Annotated in this window: 13 protein-coding genes; 10 read left to right on the top strand and 3 right to left on the bottom strand. The window is 45.5% G+C overall.

The annotated features are described in order from the left end of the window. Positions 1–9: 9 nt before the first annotated feature. The 3 genes from lysA to E2K74_RS00850 form a co-directional block, all read right to left on the bottom strand. Positions 10–1,254, bottom strand: coding sequence for a diaminopimelate decarboxylase (lysA, locus tag E2K74_RS00860; protein WP_151205874.1), 1,245 nt, complete (start codon positions 1,252–1,254; stop codon positions 10–12). Positions 1,255–1,278: 24 nt separating this feature from the next. After that, positions 1,279–1,512 (bottom strand): LPS translocon maturation chaperone LptM, encoded by a 234-nt coding sequence (lptM, locus tag E2K74_RS00855; protein WP_151205873.1) that lies wholly within the window; start codon positions 1,510–1,512, stop codon positions 1,279–1,281. Positions 1,513–1,645: 133 nt separating this feature from the next. Next, entirely contained in the window at positions 1,646–3,049 is a 1,404-nt protein-coding gene (locus E2K74_RS00850; RefSeq protein ID WP_151205872.1) for an amino acid permease, read from the bottom strand. A gap of 640 nt (positions 3,050–3,689) precedes the next feature. On the opposite strand from E2K74_RS00850, the gene E2K74_RS00845 reads away from it, so the two are divergent. The 10 genes from E2K74_RS00845 (at position 3,690) to E2K74_RS00800 (ending at position 18,808) form a co-directional block, all read left to right on the top strand. After that, positions 3,690–5,042, top strand: a complete 1,353-nt coding sequence (locus E2K74_RS00845) for an alanine/glycine:cation symporter family protein (protein WP_151205871.1) — start codon at positions 3,690–3,692, stop codon at positions 5,040–5,042. 140 nt (positions 5,043–5,182) lie between these two features. Further along, positions 5,183–6,574, top strand: a complete 1,392-nt coding sequence (radA, locus tag E2K74_RS00840) for a DNA repair protein RadA (RefSeq protein WP_151205870.1) — start codon at positions 5,183–5,185, stop codon at positions 6,572–6,574. 113 nt (positions 6,575–6,687) lie between these two features. Further along, entirely contained in the window at positions 6,688–7,692 is a 1,005-nt protein-coding gene (locus E2K74_RS00835; protein ID WP_151205869.1) for a Tim44 domain-containing protein, read from the top strand. Between the two features lie 120 nt (positions 7,693–7,812). Continuing rightward, the gene (locus tag E2K74_RS00830) at positions 7,813–8,337 is read left to right on the top strand and encodes a tetratricopeptide repeat protein (RefSeq protein WP_151205868.1); all 525 of its coding nucleotides are present in this window, start codon (positions 7,813–7,815) and stop codon (positions 8,335–8,337) included. 526 nt (positions 8,338–8,863) lie between these two features. Continuing rightward, positions 8,864–10,246: an adenosylhomocysteinase gene (ahcY, locus tag E2K74_RS00825; RefSeq protein ID WP_151205867.1), complete on the top strand. Its 1,383-nt coding sequence runs from the start codon at positions 8,864–8,866 to the stop codon at positions 10,244–10,246. 183 nt (positions 10,247–10,429) lie between these two features. Beyond that, entirely contained in the window at positions 10,430–11,266 is an 837-nt protein-coding gene (gene metF / locus E2K74_RS00820) for a methylenetetrahydrofolate reductase [NAD(P)H] (protein ID WP_151205866.1), read from the top strand. A gap of 30 nt (positions 11,267–11,296) precedes the next feature. Beyond that, positions 11,297–12,007: a 16S rRNA (uracil(1498)-N(3))-methyltransferase gene (locus tag E2K74_RS00815; RefSeq protein ID WP_151205865.1), complete on the top strand. Its 711-nt coding sequence runs from the start codon at positions 11,297–11,299 to the stop codon at positions 12,005–12,007. A 174-nt stretch (positions 12,008–12,181) separates the two neighbouring features. After that, the gene (locus tag E2K74_RS00810; protein ID WP_151205864.1) at positions 12,182–15,061 is read left to right on the top strand and encodes an EAL domain-containing protein; all 2,880 of its coding nucleotides are present in this window, start codon (positions 12,182–12,184) and stop codon (positions 15,059–15,061) included. Between the two features lie 142 nt (positions 15,062–15,203). Further along, positions 15,204–17,483, top strand: a complete 2,280-nt coding sequence (locus tag E2K74_RS00805; RefSeq protein WP_151204884.1) for an NADP-dependent malic enzyme — start codon at positions 15,204–15,206, stop codon at positions 17,481–17,483. A gap of 83 nt (positions 17,484–17,566) precedes the next feature. Continuing rightward, positions 17,567–18,808: a multifunctional CCA addition/repair protein gene (locus E2K74_RS00800; protein ID WP_151204883.1), complete on the top strand. Its 1,242-nt coding sequence runs from the start codon at positions 17,567–17,569 to the stop codon at positions 18,806–18,808. Positions 18,809–18,879: the final 71 nt, after the last annotated feature.

Genomic DNA, 18,879 nt, shown 5'->3' with positions numbered 1-18,879 from the left:
TTACTCCTTTTAAGGCAATAAACGCTCGCGTTCCCAAAGTGATTCAATCGTTTCACGTTCACGAATCAGATGTGCCTGATCACCATTGACCATCACTTCAGCGGCTCGGCCACGGCTGTTATAGTTCGAGCTCATCACAAAACCATATGCGCCTGCACCGAGTACAGCCAGCACATCATTTTCCTGAATAGCAAGCTGACGCTCTTTACCCAGAAAGTCACCCGTCTCACAGATCGCACCGACCACATCCCACTCTTTACTCGCTGTATCTGTACGTGGCGTTACCGGCTGAATATCCATCCAGGCCTCATACAACGCCGGGCGGATCAAGTCATTCATAGCGGCATCGATGATGGCAAAGTTGCGGTGAACCGTTGGTTTCAGTAAATCCACTTTAGTCAGCAATACGCCGGCATTGGCTGAAATGCTACGGCCCGGTTCCATATAAACTTTTAAACCCAGTTTTTTCAGGGCCGGACGTAGTGCATTGGCATATTCTTCGACAGATGGCGGAGTTTCATCTTTATAGGTCACTCCCAAACCACCTCCAATGTCGATATGTTTCAACTGAATCCCCATCTCTTTCAGCTTATCAATCATCACAATGACACGATCCAGTGCATCGACAAAAGGCTGGGTTTCAGTCAATTGCGAACCGATATGACAGTCAATTCCCACTATTTCCAGATTCGGCAAAGACGCGGCGTATTGGTAAGTGTCAAATACACTCTCCGATGGAATACCAAACTTGTTTTCTTTTAAACCCGTCGAAATATAAGGATGGGTTTTGGCATCAACATCTGGATTAACGCGTAAAGAAATCGGGGCTCTTTTACCCATCTTAGCCGCTACCTTCTGGATGCGATCCAGCTCGGCATGTGACTCAACGTTAAAGCAGGCAATCCCCACTTCCAATGCTTTTTGAATATCCGCTTCAGATTTACCCAAACCCGAGAATACGATTTTTGCCGCTTCACCACCGGCTTTGAGTACACGAGCCAGTTCACCACCGGTCACAATATCAAAACCGGCACCTTGCTTGGCCAATACATTCAATACCGCAATATTAGAGTTTGACTTTACCGCAAAGCAGATTTGATGATCGATAAAGCTAAAAGCACGGTCCATCTCCAGATAATGCTTTTCAAAAGTGGCTTTGGAATAAACATACAGTGGTGTGCCAAACTGCTCGGCAAGCTGTTGCAGTGAACATTGCTCGGCGTGCAATACCCCATTAATACGGGTGAAACTCATGAACGTATCCTTTCTTTGAACGTTTTAAGGAGATGATGTTGAATCGGATTCTACGGGTGCTTCAAACTGCTGCCTAACTGGTGCATCCTGTTTTTCACCAGACGCAGGTGCCGCAGGCTCGGTGTTTTTGTAAAGCAGATATTTGGCACGCTTATCGTGATTTGGGTCAGCAGGAAGATGTAAAGCTCCCGATTGTCCACAACCTGCCAGCACAAAGCCGGCTGTAATTAAACTGATGTAGCAAATGACCTGATGCATCTGACCACCTAATCTGAGTATTTTCATATAAGTATAGCGCGATGATAGAAATAGACCAAAGCGCTCAAGCTTAGAGAGTATCTTGAGACATTAAAAAACGCCAGCAGATCGCTGACGTTTTTATTGATATGGATTATTTATGTTTCTGTTTATAGAAGCCCAGATAACCAATAATCAGTAAAACAAACCAGATCGGACTGACCATCAGGGCACGACGCGTATCTTCTTCCAGCGCCAAGACACCAATCATGGCAACAAAGAAAATAATCACAATCCAGCAGGTCACCAGTCCACCTGGTAATTTAAACACCGACTTGGCATGTAACTCGGGACGGGTTTTATAGTAAATCATATAACTCCAGATAATCATGAGCCATACACAGATAAATAAAATCGTCGACAGGGTCGTTGCCAGAGTAAATGCTTCTACGGTGTTCGGCACGAAGTACTGTAAAGCTGCGCCTAATAACAGACATACTGCAGAAAAATACAGGGCATTGGCAGGTACAGCGCGACTGTTTAAACGTCCAAAGGATTTCGGTGCCTGCTGTTCACGTGACAAACCAAACAACATCCGGCTGGTCGAAAACACCCCACTATTCATGGAAGACATGACCGAGGACAACACGACCAAGTTCATGATAATAGCAGCCGCAGCAATGCCCGCCTGACTGAACAGATCAACGAATGGCGAAATATTCGGGTCAATCTGATTCCACGGCGTAACCGACATCACGATGAGCAAGGCAAGCACATAGAAAATAATGATACGAATCGGAATCGAATTGACCGCTTTAGGCAGGTTTCTTTCCGGGTCTTTGGTTTCAGCAGCTGTAGTACCGACCAGCTCTACCCCGACAAAGGCGAAGATGGCAATCTGGAAACCCGCCAGAAAACCCATAGCGCCCGTTGGGAATAAACCGCCATGCTCCCAGAGATGACTAAAGGAAGCCTGTGTACCTGCATCGGAGGTAAATCCAGTAAAGATCATCCATAAGCCCACCGCAATCAATACGATAATGGCAATAATCTTGATCAGGGCAAACCAGAACTCCATTTCACCAAACAGTTTTACCGTGACCAGGTTCAGTCCCATGATAAAGACAATAGCAGCAATACTGATCAGCACCCCTTCACCCGCGGTGAAAGGCAGGCCGTTATTGAAGAACTGCAGGTAATAAATAATTGCAGAAAGATCTGCAATACCGATTGTGATCCAGCACAGCCAATAGGTCCAGCCGACAAAATATCCTGCCCATGGTCCGATCAGGTCAGTAGCAAAATCAATAAACGATTTATAGCGCAAATTAGACAGCAATAATTCGCCTAAGGCACGCATGACCAGAAACACCATGAAGCCGATGATCATATAGATCACCAGAATAGACGGTCCTGCCAAACTGATGGTTTTTCCTGAGCCCATAAACAGGCCGGTTCCGATTGCCCCACCAATCGCAATTAGCTGCAGATGTCGGTTAGACAAGCTACGCTGTAATTCACCCTCTTGCGATGATGAGTGGCTATATTTTTCTGACATTATTCATTTCAACTTTGTTTTTAATGGCGACAAGTTAACTTAAAAATATAAAAATACAAAAAAGAAAATCGCTTTTCATTTATATTTTCCCATTCACTCGAGTCGCGGCTAAGAAATTGACTTGAAACCAAGAGAACCAGAGCCATCCATTCAGTGAGTACACCAAACTGATCCCTCTGGTTTCCAGGAAAGGTATAGTAGCGAATTATTCTGCATTCTTGAGGATTTCTCTAAAATTTGAGTCAATCGGTGTTGATATTTCTCAGACAGCCGCCTTTCTGCCTGAAAAATCAAGCTACTTAGCTAAGTCTTGTTGAAGTTATTTTTTATTAAGTTTGAGGATAACTCGTGTATTCCAATAACAGCCTTTCGTCTATGAGCAGATGACTGGTCTCCTTCAATTCCCATTCCCCCACAGGCCTGTACGTCATGCTTGACATTTAGCGCTATCTTTTGCCCTGCCGAGTTTCTCTATCTTCGTGAATTGAACAAGTATTTTCTTGTCAAAACTTTTAAATTGTGCAAAAAATAGAAGACAAATCCGCCATTATTTGTGTTCAGGATGAACGCACTTGGCATCGTAATTACTTTTTAATCAAGACCTCAAATAAAACTGACATGGATCAATAAGAAGAATTTTATGCAAAATTTACAAAGTCTGATGGAAACTTTGAGCGGCTGGATCTGGGGCCCTTATATGCTGGTACTGCTGGTTGGTACCGGTGTATTCCTCACTTTCCGCCTAGTGTTCTGGCAATTCCGTATGCTGCCTTTTGCAATCAAACAAGTGTTTGGCAAGCATCCTGCTCATGAAAAACATGGGGATATTTCCCATTTTGCCTCTCTCATGACTGCCCTGTCTGCCACCATTGGTACCGGTAATATTGCCGGGGTGGCCACGGCCTGTGTATTGGGCGGTCCGGGTGCAATCTTCTGGATGTGGATGACGGCGCTGTTTGGTATGGCCACCAAGTATGGTGAAGGCGTACTGGCAGTGAAATACCGCATTAAAAATGAAAAAGGTGAAATGTCCGGTGGCCCGATGTACTACATTGAGCGCGGACTTAAATGGAAGTGGCTGGCCCTGATCTTCGCCCTGTTCGGCACCTTGGCCTCTTTCGGAATCGGCAGTTCGGTTCAATCCAATACCGTTGCGCTGGCTGTAGAAAACAGTCTGGGAGTTGAAACCTGGATCACTGGTGTGGTGATTACCCTACTTTCTGCCCTGGTGATTCTGGGCGGGATTAAATCTATTTCCAAAGCGGCTTCCCTGATTGTTCCGATCATGGCACTGGGCTATGTGGCCGGAGGCTTAATTATTATCTTTACTCATCTTGAACTGGTGATGCCTGCCCTAAAAATGATTTTCACTTATGCCTTTACTGGTGAGGCTGCCATGGGTGGTGCCGTCGGTGCTGCCATTCGCTATGGTGTGGCGCGCGGAGTATTTTCCAATGAAGCTGGCATGGGCTCTGCCCCAATCGCTGCTGCTGCGGCCAAAACCGACCATCCTGTTCGGCAGGGTCTGGTATCGATGACCGGTACATTTATTGACACCATTATTGTCTGTTCAATTACCGGTATTGTACTGGTAATCGGTTATATTCTGGCTGGCAGCAGTTTTGGTGGTGAAACCGGCGCCGTGCTGACCACCCAGGTATTTGACCGGTTGCTGCCGGGCGTTGGGGGCTGGGTAGTGACTTTCGGGATTATTTTCTTTGCCTATTCCACGATTCTCGGCTGGAGCTATTATGGTGAAAAATGTGCCACCTATCTGCTTGGTGAGAGGTTTGTCCTGCCGTATCGCATCATTTATATCCTGTCGGTTTTTGTCGGCTGCGTCGCCACTCTAGATCTGGTCTGGCTTTTCGCCGATACCTTTAATGGCCTGATGGCTGTACCTAATCTGATTGCGCTGCTATTACTGTCCGGCATTATCGTTAAGGAGTCCAAAGACTTTGTTGCCCGTCGCCAATCTGGCGAGCTGTATTAAGACCAGAAGTTTTCTGAACCAGCAAACTACCTTCTCTTCTGGCTTCTGGTGGTTTTTGATTTTCATCTTCGCTGAATGATTTTAAAAACCACCTTTACTCTGTATGCTGTGCAGTAGTTTTATCAGTTTTTATATCGATTATGGCTAAAGCAAAAAGTGTATATCGTTGTGAACAATGTGGCACAGATCATTCTAAATGGGCTGGTCAATGTTCAGAATGTGGTGAATGGAACAGCTTGGTAGAAGTGACTATTGCCCCTGCAACGACACACCGTGCCCAGCCTAAAATGGGCGGAGGTTACGCCGGTCAGGCCGCCGCAATCACCACTTTAAATAAAATTTCTGTTTCTCATGAAACCCGTCTTCCGACTGGAATCAGCGAGTTTGACCGTGTACTGGGGGGTGGTCTGGTCACAGGTTCTGTGGTCCTGATCGGAGGGGACCCCGGTATTGGTAAATCCACCATCCTGCTGCAAACAGCCACTCATATGGCAGCAGGCAACAGCTCGGCGCTTTATGTAACCGGTGAAGAATCTTTATCGCAGGTGGCTTTACGCGCCCAGCGTCTGGATCTGCCAACAGATCGGCTTAGAGTCATGGCTGAAACCTGCGTGGAACGCATCTGTGAAGTGCTGGCACAGGAACGTCCTGCGGTGGCCATTTTGGACTCGATTCAAACCTTATATACCGAAACCTTACAGTCTGCACCGGGTGGTGTTTCCCAAATCCGCGAATCGGCAGCCCTGCTGACGCGTTTTGCTAAAAATAGTGGTACCGCCCTGTTTATTGTCGGCCATGTGACCAAAGAAGGTGCGCTGGCGGGTCCACGTGTGCTGGAACACATGGTGGACTGTGTGCTGTATTTTGAAGGTCAGTCAGATTCACGTTACCGCATGATCCGTGCAGTCAAAAACCGTTTTGGTGCAGTGAATGAACTCGGCGTGTTTGGCATGACCGATAAAGGCCTGCGTGAAGTGGCCAACCCTTCTGCGATTTTCCTGAGCCGCTATGATGAAGCCATTCCGGGTTCAATCGTGATGATTAGCCGTGAAGGTACGCGCCCTTTACTGGTTGAAGTTCAGGCGCTTGTAGATGATGCTCATGGTCAACCACGCCGTGTGGCACTTGGACTGGAACAGAATCGGCTTAATATGTTACTGGCGGTGATGCACCGGCATGGAGGCGTTCAGACTTCCGGACAGGATGTCTATGTCAATATAGTCGGTGGCCTGAAAATTACCGAAACAGGTTCAGACCTGGCTGTTCTACTTGCCTGTGCTTCCAGCATCCGTACCAAAGCCCTGCCTCAGCAGCTCGCAGTGTTTGGTGAAGTCGGATTGTCTGGAGAAATTCGTCCGGTACCCAATGGCCAGGAGCGCCTGAAAGAAGCAGTCAAACATGGCTTTAAATATATTATTTTGCCACGTGCCAATGCACCGCAAAAACCGATTCCAGGCGTTCAGGTGATTGCGGTAGCACGTTTACATGAAGCCTTGACAGAAGCCATCAGCTTAAGTGACGAACTAAATTAGCGTGGATTAAAATCCGGAAAAAGCCTAAAAAAATACAGATTTCTAATTGAAATTCTCTATAAAGCCTATATAAATAGAGAGTTCAAATAGATTTATTCATATAGGAAAATTGGATGGAAGTTCGACAGCGTGGTTTGATCGCCGGCTTTTTAACAGCAGCATTACTGGTTGCACCTTTAACTGCTGAAGCAAAACGTGTCGGTGGCGGTAAAAGCCACGGTATGCAACGTTCTGCGGCGCCTACTCAGTCTTATCAGCAACCGCGTCAAGCTGCACCTGCACAACAGGCTCCAGCCGCGGGTGCTGCAACCCAGCAAAAATCTGGCCCAGGTGTAGGTGGTATGGTTGCTGCGGGTGTTGCGGGTGCTGCCATTGGTGCAGTTGCTGCCAACGCACTGGCTGATGATCAAAATGCTGCAGCCTCTGAAGCTCAGGCAGCTCAAGAAGAGGAAAAAGGCGGTATTCCAGGCTGGATCTGGATCCTGCTTGCTGCTGCTGTTGCCTTCTTCATTTTCCGTAAGATGGGCGCAAAAAAAAAAGTAGCTTCTAATCCGTATGCGCCAAATAGTGGTGCTGGTCAGCCAGCACCCTTTGGCCAAGCGCCTGCTGCACCGCGTGGTGGTGATAATACCAACATCTTTGGTCAAAGCGTGAGCGGGAACACTACGGGCAATAATGCATCATTTGGTTCAGCGCCGGTAAATAATGCGCCATTCGGTACAGCGTATACCAATAGTGGTCAGCAACTACCAGATGGAACTGAACCGGCTGCCTTCCTGCGTGTTGCACGTCAGCGCTTCAACCATATTCAGTCCATGAATACAGCAAGCAACATTTCTGAGATTCAGCGCTATTTAACTCCTGACCTGTATCAGTCCATGTATAACGATATTATGGCCAATCAGGATCAGGACGTAGCGGAGTTCTCGAACTTAAATGCGATGGTTGCAGATTCATCTACAGAAAATGGTCAATACGTGGTGAGTGTACGCTTTACCGGTACAGTAAGCGAAGACCTGAACAGCCAACCACAACCATTTGCTGAGATCTGGCACTTTGTAAAGCCTGCCGGTTCCCAACAAGACTGGCTGGTTGCAGGCATCCAGCAAGAACTGTAATTTATAGCAATTTAACAATACTGTTTTAAAAGCGATCTTCGGATCGCTTTTTTATGGCGCAGTATTAGCTTTTCTTGAGCTTTCATTTTACCCTAGGGCCACTATATTTGAGGTTGCCTTATGACTCAGCGTATTTTTCCTCCTGCTGCCCTTTCTAATCGTGCCCTTGCCGGTAATGCCGAAGCGCAATTTGAACTGGCTGAACTGTATATGCAAAGCGAGCATGAAGATGACATCATTCTGGCAGAAGAATGGGCTTTAAAAGCAGCCAACGGCGGACTGGTTGAAGCCATGTACTGGCTGGGTGAAGGCTATACGGTCTATGCCAAAGAACTGGCGGAAGAAGACCCGGAAGAATCCAAAGCACACTTTGAGTTAGCCTATTACTGGTTAAGCAAGGCCAATATCGAGAAGCACCCTGCAGCAACCTTGGAACTGGCAGGTTTTTACCGCCGCGGTGATGTCATTGAAAAAGATGTCGAAAAATCTATCACACTGGTGAAGCAAGCTGCTGAATGGGGTGACGTTCAGGCGATGCGTGATCTGGCCTTTATCTATGCCAATGGTCTGGGGATTGATGCTGATGAAGAACAGGCAGATTACTGGACTAAGAAAGCAGATGAAATTGAGCAGAAAATAGAATAAATGAGAAGCCCATCTAATCATGGGCTGTTCAATATTTTCAGATTCGCCAGTTTTTTATGCAATCAAAAATATCTTCAGTTTTTTTATAGTTAAATATTCAACACTTAAGCTCGTTTGTCCAAATTTATAATAGCAATTTGAATTCCCTCTTTACTTTAAAACCAGATGAAAATCACCACACTCGCTTGAGTCCGAAAAAAATAATCCAGAATCATCAATCACTTTTTAGCAAGACTTCTGAGCATAGCTATTTACTTTTTATTGGCTAAACTCCACACGCGATTACTATTTTTGCAGACTAGCTTTCCTAAATTTTGACCTTTATCTATAAATAGCGCAGCGATAGAGTTGGAACAGAATTAGTTTCCAAGTACAATACCTCGCTAGTCGAGGGATGCTGCGACGTTTTACAGGTACAAAATGTAAAGGCGCCAGGCTCGACGATCGGCCAGTCTTTTTCTAGACAGACCAACAACGGCATCCGCGAACTGAATGATCAATTATTGTTTTTTATAAGGAGATCGTGATGAACGCGGTTAATGCTTCATTTACAGATTATAAAGTTGCTGATATTTCACTGGCTGACTACGGCCGTAAAGAAATCAAACTTGCTGAAGCAGAAATGCCGGCATTAATGGGGCTTCGTAAGCGTTATTCAGCTGCGAAACCACTGGCAGGCGCGAAAATTCTCGGCTGTATCCACATGACGATTCAAACTGCAGTTTTAATTGAAACATTGGTTGAATTAGGTGCAGAAGTTCGCTGGACTTCTTGTAATATTTTCTCGACTCAAGACCATGCTGCGGCTGCAATTGCAGCGTCTGGCGTACCTGTATTTGCCTGGAAAGGTGAAACCGAAGATGAATATGTATGGTGTCTAGAACAACAGATTAATGTCAATGGTAAACCTTGGGATGCCAACATGATTCTGGATGATGGCGGTGACTTGACTGCACTGGTTCATGAAAAATATCCTGAAATGCTGGCAAAAATCCACGGGATTACTGAAGAGACCACTACAGGCGTACAACGTCTGCTAGAAATGTGGAAAGACGGTTCTCTGAAAGTACCTGCAATCAACGTCAACGATTCAGTCACCAAGTCTAAAAACGACAATAAATACGGTTGCCGTCACTCACTTAACGATGCGATCAAACGTGGTACAGATATGCTGTTATCTGGCCGTCGCGCGCTTGTGATTGGTTATGGTGACGTAGGTAAAGGCTCTGCCCAGTCACTTCGCCAAGAAGGCATGATTGTACGTGTCACTGAAGTCGACCCAATCTGTGCCATGCAAGCATGTATGGACGGCTACGAAGTGGTTGCACCATACAAAAATGGCGTTCAAACAGGCAAAAAAGAAGACATCAACCTTGAGCTTCTGCAAAACACGGATCTGATTGTTACCACAACAGGTAACTACCACGTATGTGATGCTGCCATGTTGGACACTTTAAAACCGGGTGCAGTGGTATGTAACATTGGCCACTTTGACACTGAAATTGACACCAACTATTTACGTGGTTACAAGTGGGTTGAAGTAAAACCTCAAGTTCATCAAGTATATCGTTCTGAAAATGAAAACGATTACCTGATCCTGCTTTCTGAAGGTCGTCTGGTGAACCTGGGGAACGCAACAGGTCACCCATCACGTGTGATGGACGGTTCTTTTGCCAACCAGGTACTTGCTCAAATGCACTTGTTTGCTGAAAAGTTTGCCGATCTGCCTGAAGATCAAAAACAGACTGCGATTCGTGTAGAACTACTTCCTAAGAAACTAGATGAAGAAGTGGCTGCTGCAATGGTTGCTGGTTTCGGCGGCGTATTAACGACTTTAACGCAAGAACAAGCGGATTATTTAGGGGTTCAAGTCGAAGGTCCGTTTAAATCGGATGCTTATAAATACTAATTAAACTCCATCCTCTCCCTAACTCTCTCCCATAGGGAGAGGGAACATTCATTACCAAATGTATGTCATCGAGGGTAAGTCCTCTCCTGAGCGTGCTTAAAGCACTGCTTTGAAGCTCAGCGCAAGAGAGGATTCAGGAGAGGTAAAACTAATTAAAAAGTATTTATAAAAAAGGATTTGAACATGTCAAAACAGATTCCAATTTCGTTTGAATTTTTCCCGACCAAAACTGATGCAGGTGCGGAAAAGCTCAAAACTGTACACCAAGAGCTGCAACTCTTAAATCCAGAATTCTTCTCTGTGACTTATGGGGCTGGCGGATCGACGCGTGAACGCACTTTATCGACCATCAATGACTTCAATGGCAAAGGTACACCGGTGGCACCTCACCTGTCTTGTATTGGAGATGACAAAGCGCGTATTGCCGAGTTACTAGATCTTTACAAGCTACAAGGCATTGACCGTGTTGTAGCGCTACGTGGAGACTTGCCTTCCGGTCAGGTTGGCTTGGGAGAGCTGCCTTATGCACAGGATTTGGTTCGCTTTATTCGTGAACATTCAGGCGATCATTTCACTATTGAAGTCGCAGCTTATCCGGAAATGCATCCACAAGCTGAGAGTCTTGACCAGGATATTCAGCGTTTCTGTGAAAAAGCCAATGCGGGTGCCAATGCAGCGATTACCCAATTCTTCTTCAATCCAGATGCCTACTTCTACTTTGTTGAGCGTATTCAGAAAGAAGGTGTCAATATTCCGGTAGCACCCGGGATTATGCCGATTACCAATGCCAGCAATCTGATTCGCTTTGCAGATGGTACAGGTGCCGAGATTCCACGCTGGATTCGCAAGCAGTTAGCGGCCTATGGAGATGATACTGCCAGTATCCGAGCCTTTGGTCATGAAGTCGTGGTGAAATTCTGTGAGCGCCTGATCGCTGGCGGAGCACCGAGTTTGCACTTCTATACCATGAATACCACCGACCCCACCCTTCAGCTTGTGAAAGACCTTGGTCTTGCATAATTCAATTTCCTAGTTGAGAGTAATACCTGAATGCCACGTTTTTTTATTGAAGCTGATTTAGCAGTTGATCACACTCTTGAACTGACTGAACCAGTATTTCATCACTGGATCAAAGTATTACGTGCTCAAATAGGAGAAAAAGCCACCTTGTTCAATGGGCAAGGTGGTGAATATGAGGTTGAGCTTGTAGATATTGCCAAAAAGTCAGCAATGGTGCAGGTCAATCACTTTAACCCGACCAATCGCACGCCTAAGTTTAAAGCTCTTCTGGGTCAGGTGATGAGCAAGGGGGAACGCATGGACTATGCAATTCAAAAAGCGGTAGAGCTGGGTGTCTCTCATATTCAGCTTCTGACCTCAGAACGCTGTGAAATGCGTCTAAAATATGAACGTGATCAGAAAAAATTACATCATTGGCGTGGAATAGTAATTGCAGCCTGTGAACAATGCGGTTTAAATCTTGTGCCTGAGATTTTAGCTCCCCTATCCTTGCAAGACTGGTTAGCAAGCGAACTGCCAGCGACCAAACTGGTTCTTGCTCCTAATAAAGATGAAGTTGATGTACTTGCCCAGGCCACACCTGATCTTGCCCTGCTCATTGGCCCGGAAGGTGGTTTAAGTGAGGCGGAAATTCAGGCAGCAAATGAAAAAGGCTTTATAAACTGGTGTATTGGAGAGCGGATACTGCGTACCGAAACTGCGCCTGTGGTAGCGCTTTCGATTTTAAATTACCGCTTATAAATAGGGACATTATAAAATTTAGTTATTAATTTTATTGATTTTTATTTAAAAAAATTCTACTCTGAATTCAATAATAATTAGGCAATATATTAATTTAAAGTTGGGTTTTAGTGGATATAACAATAAGGGCAACCAGAAGTAGGGTACTTAGGACGCACAAAAGGCTTTTTTGACATGGTGGATAATCGAAATGATTATGTTCAAACGTATTTACATTACGCTCAAATTGCGAACACGCTTCGCCACAGTCGATATTTTTTACTCAGCATCCTGATTATTTGTCTTTATATTTTCAGCATTTACCAAATTTACTACCACCCTTCTCATGTATATTTTAACCAGTGGTTTATTTTTACAGAAATTACCGTCAGCCTCTGCTGGCTGACCAGTACGCTCTATTTTAAACCTGGACAGTATCAGCTTAAAGTTGCCCATCGCTGGCTGCAAGTTCAGAGCCTGTTTGTTGGCCTGTGTATTGCGCTGGGTATTTTTATTATTTATTACTATTTGCCAACCGCGAACCCAAATTTCAGTACAATTGAAGCGCTTACCCTGTCTACTTTACTGCTGATTGTCACTCAGACCTTTGGACTGACTTATCTGACCCAGAAAATCAGCTATTTCTTACTGACGTTCATCCCCTGCCTGATCCCCTTCTTTGCCTCCCAGTTTTTGCACACTGCATCAGAGAACCCTTTCTTGGGTCTGGCTTTAAACTTTGTCATGATTGTGATCCTGCTCTGTGCCACAAGCAGCTATCGTATTCAACGACACACTTCCTGTCTGTCTGCGGAAAATCATTTACTGGTTGAGCAAGCCAAACAACAGGTAGACTGGACCGATGAGCTGTGTCAGCAATTACAAAAAGAAGTCAACAAATCCAAAGATATTGAACAGCAGCTCCAGCTCATCAATCAGCTACTTGAACAAAAAGTGCGTGAACGTACCTATGATATTGAGCAGATTAATCTTGACCTGAAAAATCAGCAGCAGAATCTGGAGCTGGCACATAATATTGCTGGACTGCGACCATGGGATTGGGATATTGCCAACCGGAAAATCACCCTGGTTAACCATAAGAATGAAAAAATCCTGAGAGGCTCCAAAGAGCATAATATTTATTTAAAGCAACTGATCCACCCGGATGATCTTAAATCTTTTAAATCGGCTATCAAGCAGCATCTACGCGGGCAGGTTGACCGTTATGATGTAACTTACCGGATTCAGCTATCACCAGGGGTTTGGAATTGGGTGCATGATGTTGGTCGTGTAATTAGCAGCGACCCTGTCAGCCATAAACCGCTGAGAATGGTCGGTATTCGTCGTGACATTCAGCAGGAACGCACATCTCAGGAACGTTTAAAACTGGTTGCGAGTGTGATGGAACAGGCCGCCGAAGGGATTTTTATTCTGGATCAGGAACTCAATTATATTGATGTCAATCCCCACTATGAATATCTGACCGGCTTTAATCGTAATCAATTAATTGGACAATCCCTTTTTGATATTATTGCCCCTTCTAAAATCGGGCAACGGCCCAGCATGCGGGCGACTATCATCAAAAAAGTTAAAGATACCGGCTCTTATGATGGGGAAATTCATGCAAAATTTCGATCAGGTAAAAAACTGACTTTGTGGCTCCATATTAACGCTACCACTGATGAAAAGGACCGTATTACCCATTATATCGGTATTGTCTCGGATCTGACCGAGCGCAAGCTGCAGGAACAACGTCTGTCCTATCTTGAAAACTATGACGCTCTGACCGACTTGCCCAACCGTTTTTACTATAATTATCAGCTACATCAATATCTGGTTTCACAAAAAGATTCCATTCAGAAAATTGCTGTCATTCGACTCAATATTGATCGCTTCCGCCCGTTAAATGAATATCTATCCAATAATGGTGGGGATGAACTGTTACGCCAGGTGGCACAGCGTCTGCGCATCACCAATGCTGAAGCCCTGTTTGTTGCCCATCTGAATGGAGATGATTTTGCGATTCTATATGAAATATCGCATATTCGGCCATCGGTGCAGGAGCATTGCCAGTGCATCGTTGAAGCCTTTAAAGTGCCCTTTCATATTTATGGACAGGATTATGTGATTACCCTGTCGATGGGGATTGCATTTTATCCTGACCATGGCCGTCAGCTGGATTATCTGAATAACTGTGCCGAACAGGCCTTGAGTGAGGCCAAAGATCTGGGAGGCAATACCATTCGTTTCTATTCCAGCAAAAATACTGCACTCCTTGAGCAAGGGATTTTTATTGAACGCGATCTGCGCAAAGCGCTGCATAATAATGAACTGGTGGTGTACTATCAGCCCAAAATTCACTTCCGCAACCAGAAAATTTATGGCTTTGAGGCTTTGGTACGCTGGAACCATCCTGAAAAAGGCATTATTCCACCCGGTCTGTTTGTTCCACTGGCTGAACAGACCAGCTTGATTTCAGATATTGGCCGCCTAGTGATTCAGCAAACAGCACAGCAAATTAAAAAGTGGAATGAACTGGGTTTTAATAATATTTGTGTCTCAGTCAATATCGTGGCACAGCAGTTACGTCGCGGTCAGCTCCTGAATGATCTGGATCATGCCATTGCAGAAAACCAGATTTCTGGCAGCAGCCTAGAACTTGAGATTACCGAATCGTCCCTGATTGAAAATTCTGAGGCAATTAAAGTGCTGCTAGATCAAATCAAGCAGCGCCAGATTAATATTTCTCTAGATGACTTCGGTACCGGCTATTCGTCTTTGTCCTATCTTGCCGACTTTCCTATTGACATCTTAAAAATTGATCGAAGTTTTGTTTCTAAAATTGGAGAAACCAAACAGGAAGCGCTGGTAAGCGCCATAGTTGCGATGGGCAAAGCAATGGGGATGATTGTGGTTGCTGAAGGTGTTGAAACTCGGAAACAATTTGACTATTTACTTGATTTAAATTGTGATATTGCACAAGGTTATTTATTTTCCAAACCTTTGCCAGAGCAGGAAGCGACTGCCTATCTGGAGCAAAACCGCAACTTTGCTTCTTATACCCTGCACGTCTAAGCTCATAGCCCTGTCCAATAATTTTGTTTGAAAAACGGGCGGCTTTGACTGGGCTAAGCGCCTAACAAATGGTATATTCGAAGCCATAAATCTAATTTATTTACCCGGTTGCCGGGTAATCTTTACAACGATCGAGATACAGATGGACGAACAATCTTTAAAGCAACAGGCTCTTTACTATCACGAATTTCCTACTCCGGGAAAAATCAGCGTTACACCAAGCAAACAATTGGTCAACCAACGTGACTTAGCCCTTGCTTATTCGCCTGGCGTAGCGGCTCCATGTCTTGAGATTGAACGTGATCCTTCAACAGCTGCCCTCTATACCGCACGTGGCAACCTGGTGGCTGTCGTTACTAATGGTACTGCAGTACTGGGTCTGGGAAATATTGGCCCGCTTGCATCTAAGCCGGTGATGGAAGGTAAAGGCGTACTGTTCAAAAAATTTGCTGGCGTTGACGTATTCGATATTGAAATTGCAGAAAATGATCCGGACAAGATTGTTGATATCGTTGCTGCTCTGGAACCCACCTTTGGTGGCATCAACCTTGAAGATATCAAGGCTCCAGAATGTTTCTATATTGAACAGAAACTGCGTGAGCGCATGAATATTCCTGTATTCCATGATGACCAGCACGGGACCTCTATCATTGTAGGTTCTGCCCTGTTAAATGCGCTGAAGCTCAACGGTAAAAAAATTGATGAGATCAAGATTATTGCTTCAGGTGCGGGTGCTGCTGCACTGTCTTGTCTGAACCTGCTGTGTGCACTGGGTGCCAAAAAAGAAAATATCATTGTGGCGGACTCACGTGGCCTGTTAACGTCTAAACGTGAAGGTCTGGATGAGTCTAAAAAAGCCTATGTACAAGATATTGAAGAGACTCAGATCGGTGAGGTGATTGCCGGTGCAGACATGTTCCTCGGTCTTTCTGCGGCAGGTATTCTGACCAAAGAAATGGTTAAAACCATGGCCAGAGATCCGATCATTTTTGCCTTGGCAAACCCGAATCCGGAAATTCTGCCTGAACATGCCCATGAAGTTCGTGATGACGTGATTATGGCAACTGGCCGTTCTGACTATCCGAACCAGGTGAATAACGCCCTGTGCTTCCCTTATATCTTCCGTGGTGCGCTTGATGTAGGTGCGACAACCATTAACGAAGAAATGAAAATTGCCTGTGTACATGCAATTGCACGCATGGCGCATATCGAAGCTGATGCCTCGACTTATGGTGAAAAATCGGCATCTTTCGGCCGTGACTACCTGATTCCGGGTCCACTGGATCAACGTCTGATTCTGGAAATTGCTCCGGCAGTTGCCCAGGCTGCTATGGATTCTGGCGTAGCAACTCGCCCAATCCAGGACTTCGCAGCTTATCGTCAGCGCCTGTCTGAGTTCGTCTATAATTCTGCCTTCATGATGAAGCCTATCTTTGAACAGGCAAAATCTGACCCGAAACGCATTGCCTATGCCGAAGGTGAAGACCTGCGCGTACTTCGTGCGGCACAAATTGCAGTCGATGAAGGTCTGGCCAAACCGATTCTGGTCGGCCGTCCGGCAGTGATTGAAGCCAATATCAAGAAGCTGGGCTTGCGTCTTGAAGACGGCGCGAACATCACGATTGTCGATCAGGAGAAAAACCCGGATTACCAGAAGTTTGCGGATGACTATTACACCATCATGCAACGCAAGGGCGTTACGCCTGAGTATGCTCAGCGTGAAGCACGTCGCCGCTCTACCCTGATTGCTGCAATGCTGGTCAAACATGGTCTTGCCGATGGCATGCTATGTGGGACTTACTCCAGCTATGACATCCATCTGGACTTTGTCAGCAACGTTATTGGCAAGAAAGACGGTCACAATACCTTCTTCACGCTGAATGCCTTGATGCTGGAAGATCGTAACCTGTTTATTGCAGATACCTATGTCAACACCAACCCGACCGCTGAACAACTGGCAGAAATGACCATTCTGGCTGCTGAAGAAGTTCGCCGTTTTGGTATGACTCCACGTATTGCCCTGCTTTCACATTCGAGCTTCGGTTCCCATCAGGATGATGTCAGCGCGCAAAAAATGCGTCGTGTATTTGAACTCCTGTCTGAAATTGCACCAGAACTTGAAGTTGAAGGTGAAATGCACGGTGATGCAGCCCTGGATGAAAATATCCGTCAGTTTGCTTTCCCGAACTCACGCTTCAAGGGTTCTGCCAACCTGCTGATCATGCCAAATCTGGATGCGGCTAATATTTCATTTAACCTGTTAAAAGCAACATCAGGGAATAATGTAACGATTGGTCCAATTCTACTAGGTGCAGCCAAACCGGTACATATTCTGACCCCAACCGCAACTACTCGCCGTTTAGTGAACATGACGGCATTGACTGTGGCTGAAATCCAGGAAGTTGAAAAAAACGCCCTATAAGAACTATACGCATTCGCGTCACTTCTTAACTTGAGAAAACCTCTATTCTGTAGCATGATGCTGTTAAGAATAGAGGTTTTTTCATGCAAGTTTATTTAGTAGGCGGTGCAGTGCGAGATCACTTACTCGGGCATCCCTATCACGAAAAAGATTATGTGGTGGTTGGTACCACGCCTGCACATATGCTGAGCTTAGGCTATCATCCTGTCGGGAAAGATTTTCCTGTTTTTTTACACCCAGAAACCAAAGAAGAATATGCGCTAGCCCGCACCGAACGCAAATCCGGTTCTGGTTATCATGGTTTTGAATTTCACACTGACATCAGTGTAACGCTGGAACAGGACCTGATCCGCCGCGACTTGACCATCAATGCTATGGCCATGGATGAGGCCGGCCAGATTTATGATCCGTATGGCGGTCAGCAAGATCTAGAAAATCGGGTTTTACGTCATGTGTCCGATGCCTTCATTGAAGATCCATTAAGAGTCCTGCGGATTGCCCGTTTTGCTGCACGCTATCATCGTCAGGGTTTTCAGATTGCCGATGAAACCCTGCTACTCATGCAACAATTGACTGAATCAGGTGAACTGGATGCGCTAACCCCGGAACGGGTCTGGAAAGAGACAGCACGTGCCCTGATGGAGCGTGATGCGGATGTTTATTTTGAAGTGTTACGCAGTTGTGGTGCTTTAAAAGTTCTGTTCCCGGAAATTGATGCGTTGTATGGTATTCCGCAACGCCCTGAATATCATCCGGAAATTGATTGCGGTATTCATACCATGATGTCTTTACAACAAGCTTGCCGTCAGAATTATAGTCTGGATGTACGTTTTGCGGTTCTGGTGCATGATCTGGGTAAAGCGCTGACGCCTGTAGAAGAATTACCCCGACATATCATGCATGAAGAGCGCGGCATTAAACCGGTAACGGCATTATGTGAACGGCTCAAAGTACCGACTTATACCAAGCAGCTGGCGTTGGCGGTATGTAAGGAGCATCTAAAATGCCATCAGGCTTTTAATCTAAAGCCCGGTACTTTATGGCGTTTATTGCAGCGGCTGGATGTATTACGTCGTCCTGAGCGTGTCGAAGCGTTTATACAAGCCTGTGAATGTGATTCGCGTGGCCGCTTGGGTCTGGAAGACCGTCCTTATCCGCAGGCACAATATGTGCTAGAAGCCATGCAGCTGGTACGAAATATTAAAGCTCAAGACCTACCCTCCGATATTCAGGGACCGGACATTGGGGAGATGCTGATTGAACGGCGTATTCAGGCACTGGGAGTATTAAAAGAACAATATCAACAGACTATTGATATTGATTAAAAAAGCACCCTTGGGTGCTTTTTATTGTTTAAGGCCTACACCTAAGCTTATTGTCTCCAAGAAAGCTTAAA

This window comes from Acinetobacter sp. RF15B, assembly GCF_007558235.1.
Classification (GTDB): Bacteria; Pseudomonadota; Gammaproteobacteria; order Pseudomonadales; family Moraxellaceae; genus Acinetobacter; species Acinetobacter lwoffii_C.
Note: the sequence above shows the minus strand (reverse complement) of the source record. Positions and strands in the feature narration are given on the sequence as shown.

Bases quoted from the DNA above. Each gene is read 5' to 3' on its own strand.
- E2K74_RS00815 (WP_151205865.1), top strand. From the start codon at position 11,297: ATGCCACGTTTTTTTATTGAAGCTGATTTAGCAGTTGATCACACTCTT.
- E2K74_RS00800 (WP_151204883.1), top strand. From the start codon at position 17,567: ATGCAAGTTTATTTAGTAGGCGGTGCAGTGCGAGATCACTTACTCGGG.
- lysA (WP_151205874.1), bottom strand. From the start codon at position 1,254: ATGAGTTTCACCCGTATTAATGGGGTATTGCACGCCGAGCAATGTTCA.
- metF (WP_151205866.1), top strand. From the start codon at position 10,430: ATGTCAAAACAGATTCCAATTTCGTTTGAATTTTTCCCGACCAAAACT.
- E2K74_RS00845 (WP_151205871.1), top strand. From the start codon at position 3,690: ATGCAAAATTTACAAAGTCTGATGGAAACTTTGAGCGGCTGGATCTGG.
- ahcY (WP_151205867.1), top strand. From the start codon at position 8,864: ATGAACGCGGTTAATGCTTCATTTACAGATTATAAAGTTGCTGATATT.
- radA (WP_151205870.1), top strand. From the start codon at position 5,183: ATGGCTAAAGCAAAAAGTGTATATCGTTGTGAACAATGTGGCACAGAT.
- E2K74_RS00810 (WP_151205864.1), top strand. From the start codon at position 12,182: ATGGTGGATAATCGAAATGATTATGTTCAAACGTATTTACATTACGCT.
- E2K74_RS00850 (WP_151205872.1), bottom strand. From the start codon at position 3,049: ATGTCAGAAAAATATAGCCACTCATCATCGCAAGAGGGTGAATTACAG.
- E2K74_RS00805 (WP_151204884.1), top strand. From the start codon at position 15,204: ATGGACGAACAATCTTTAAAGCAACAGGCTCTTTACTATCACGAATTT.
- lptM (WP_151205873.1), bottom strand. From the start codon at position 1,512: ATGCATCAGGTCATTTGCTACATCAGTTTAATTACAGCCGGCTTTGTG.
- E2K74_RS00835 (WP_151205869.1), top strand. From the start codon at position 6,688: ATGGAAGTTCGACAGCGTGGTTTGATCGCCGGCTTTTTAACAGCAGCA.
- E2K74_RS00830 (WP_151205868.1), top strand. From the start codon at position 7,813: ATGACTCAGCGTATTTTTCCTCCTGCTGCCCTTTCTAATCGTGCCCTT.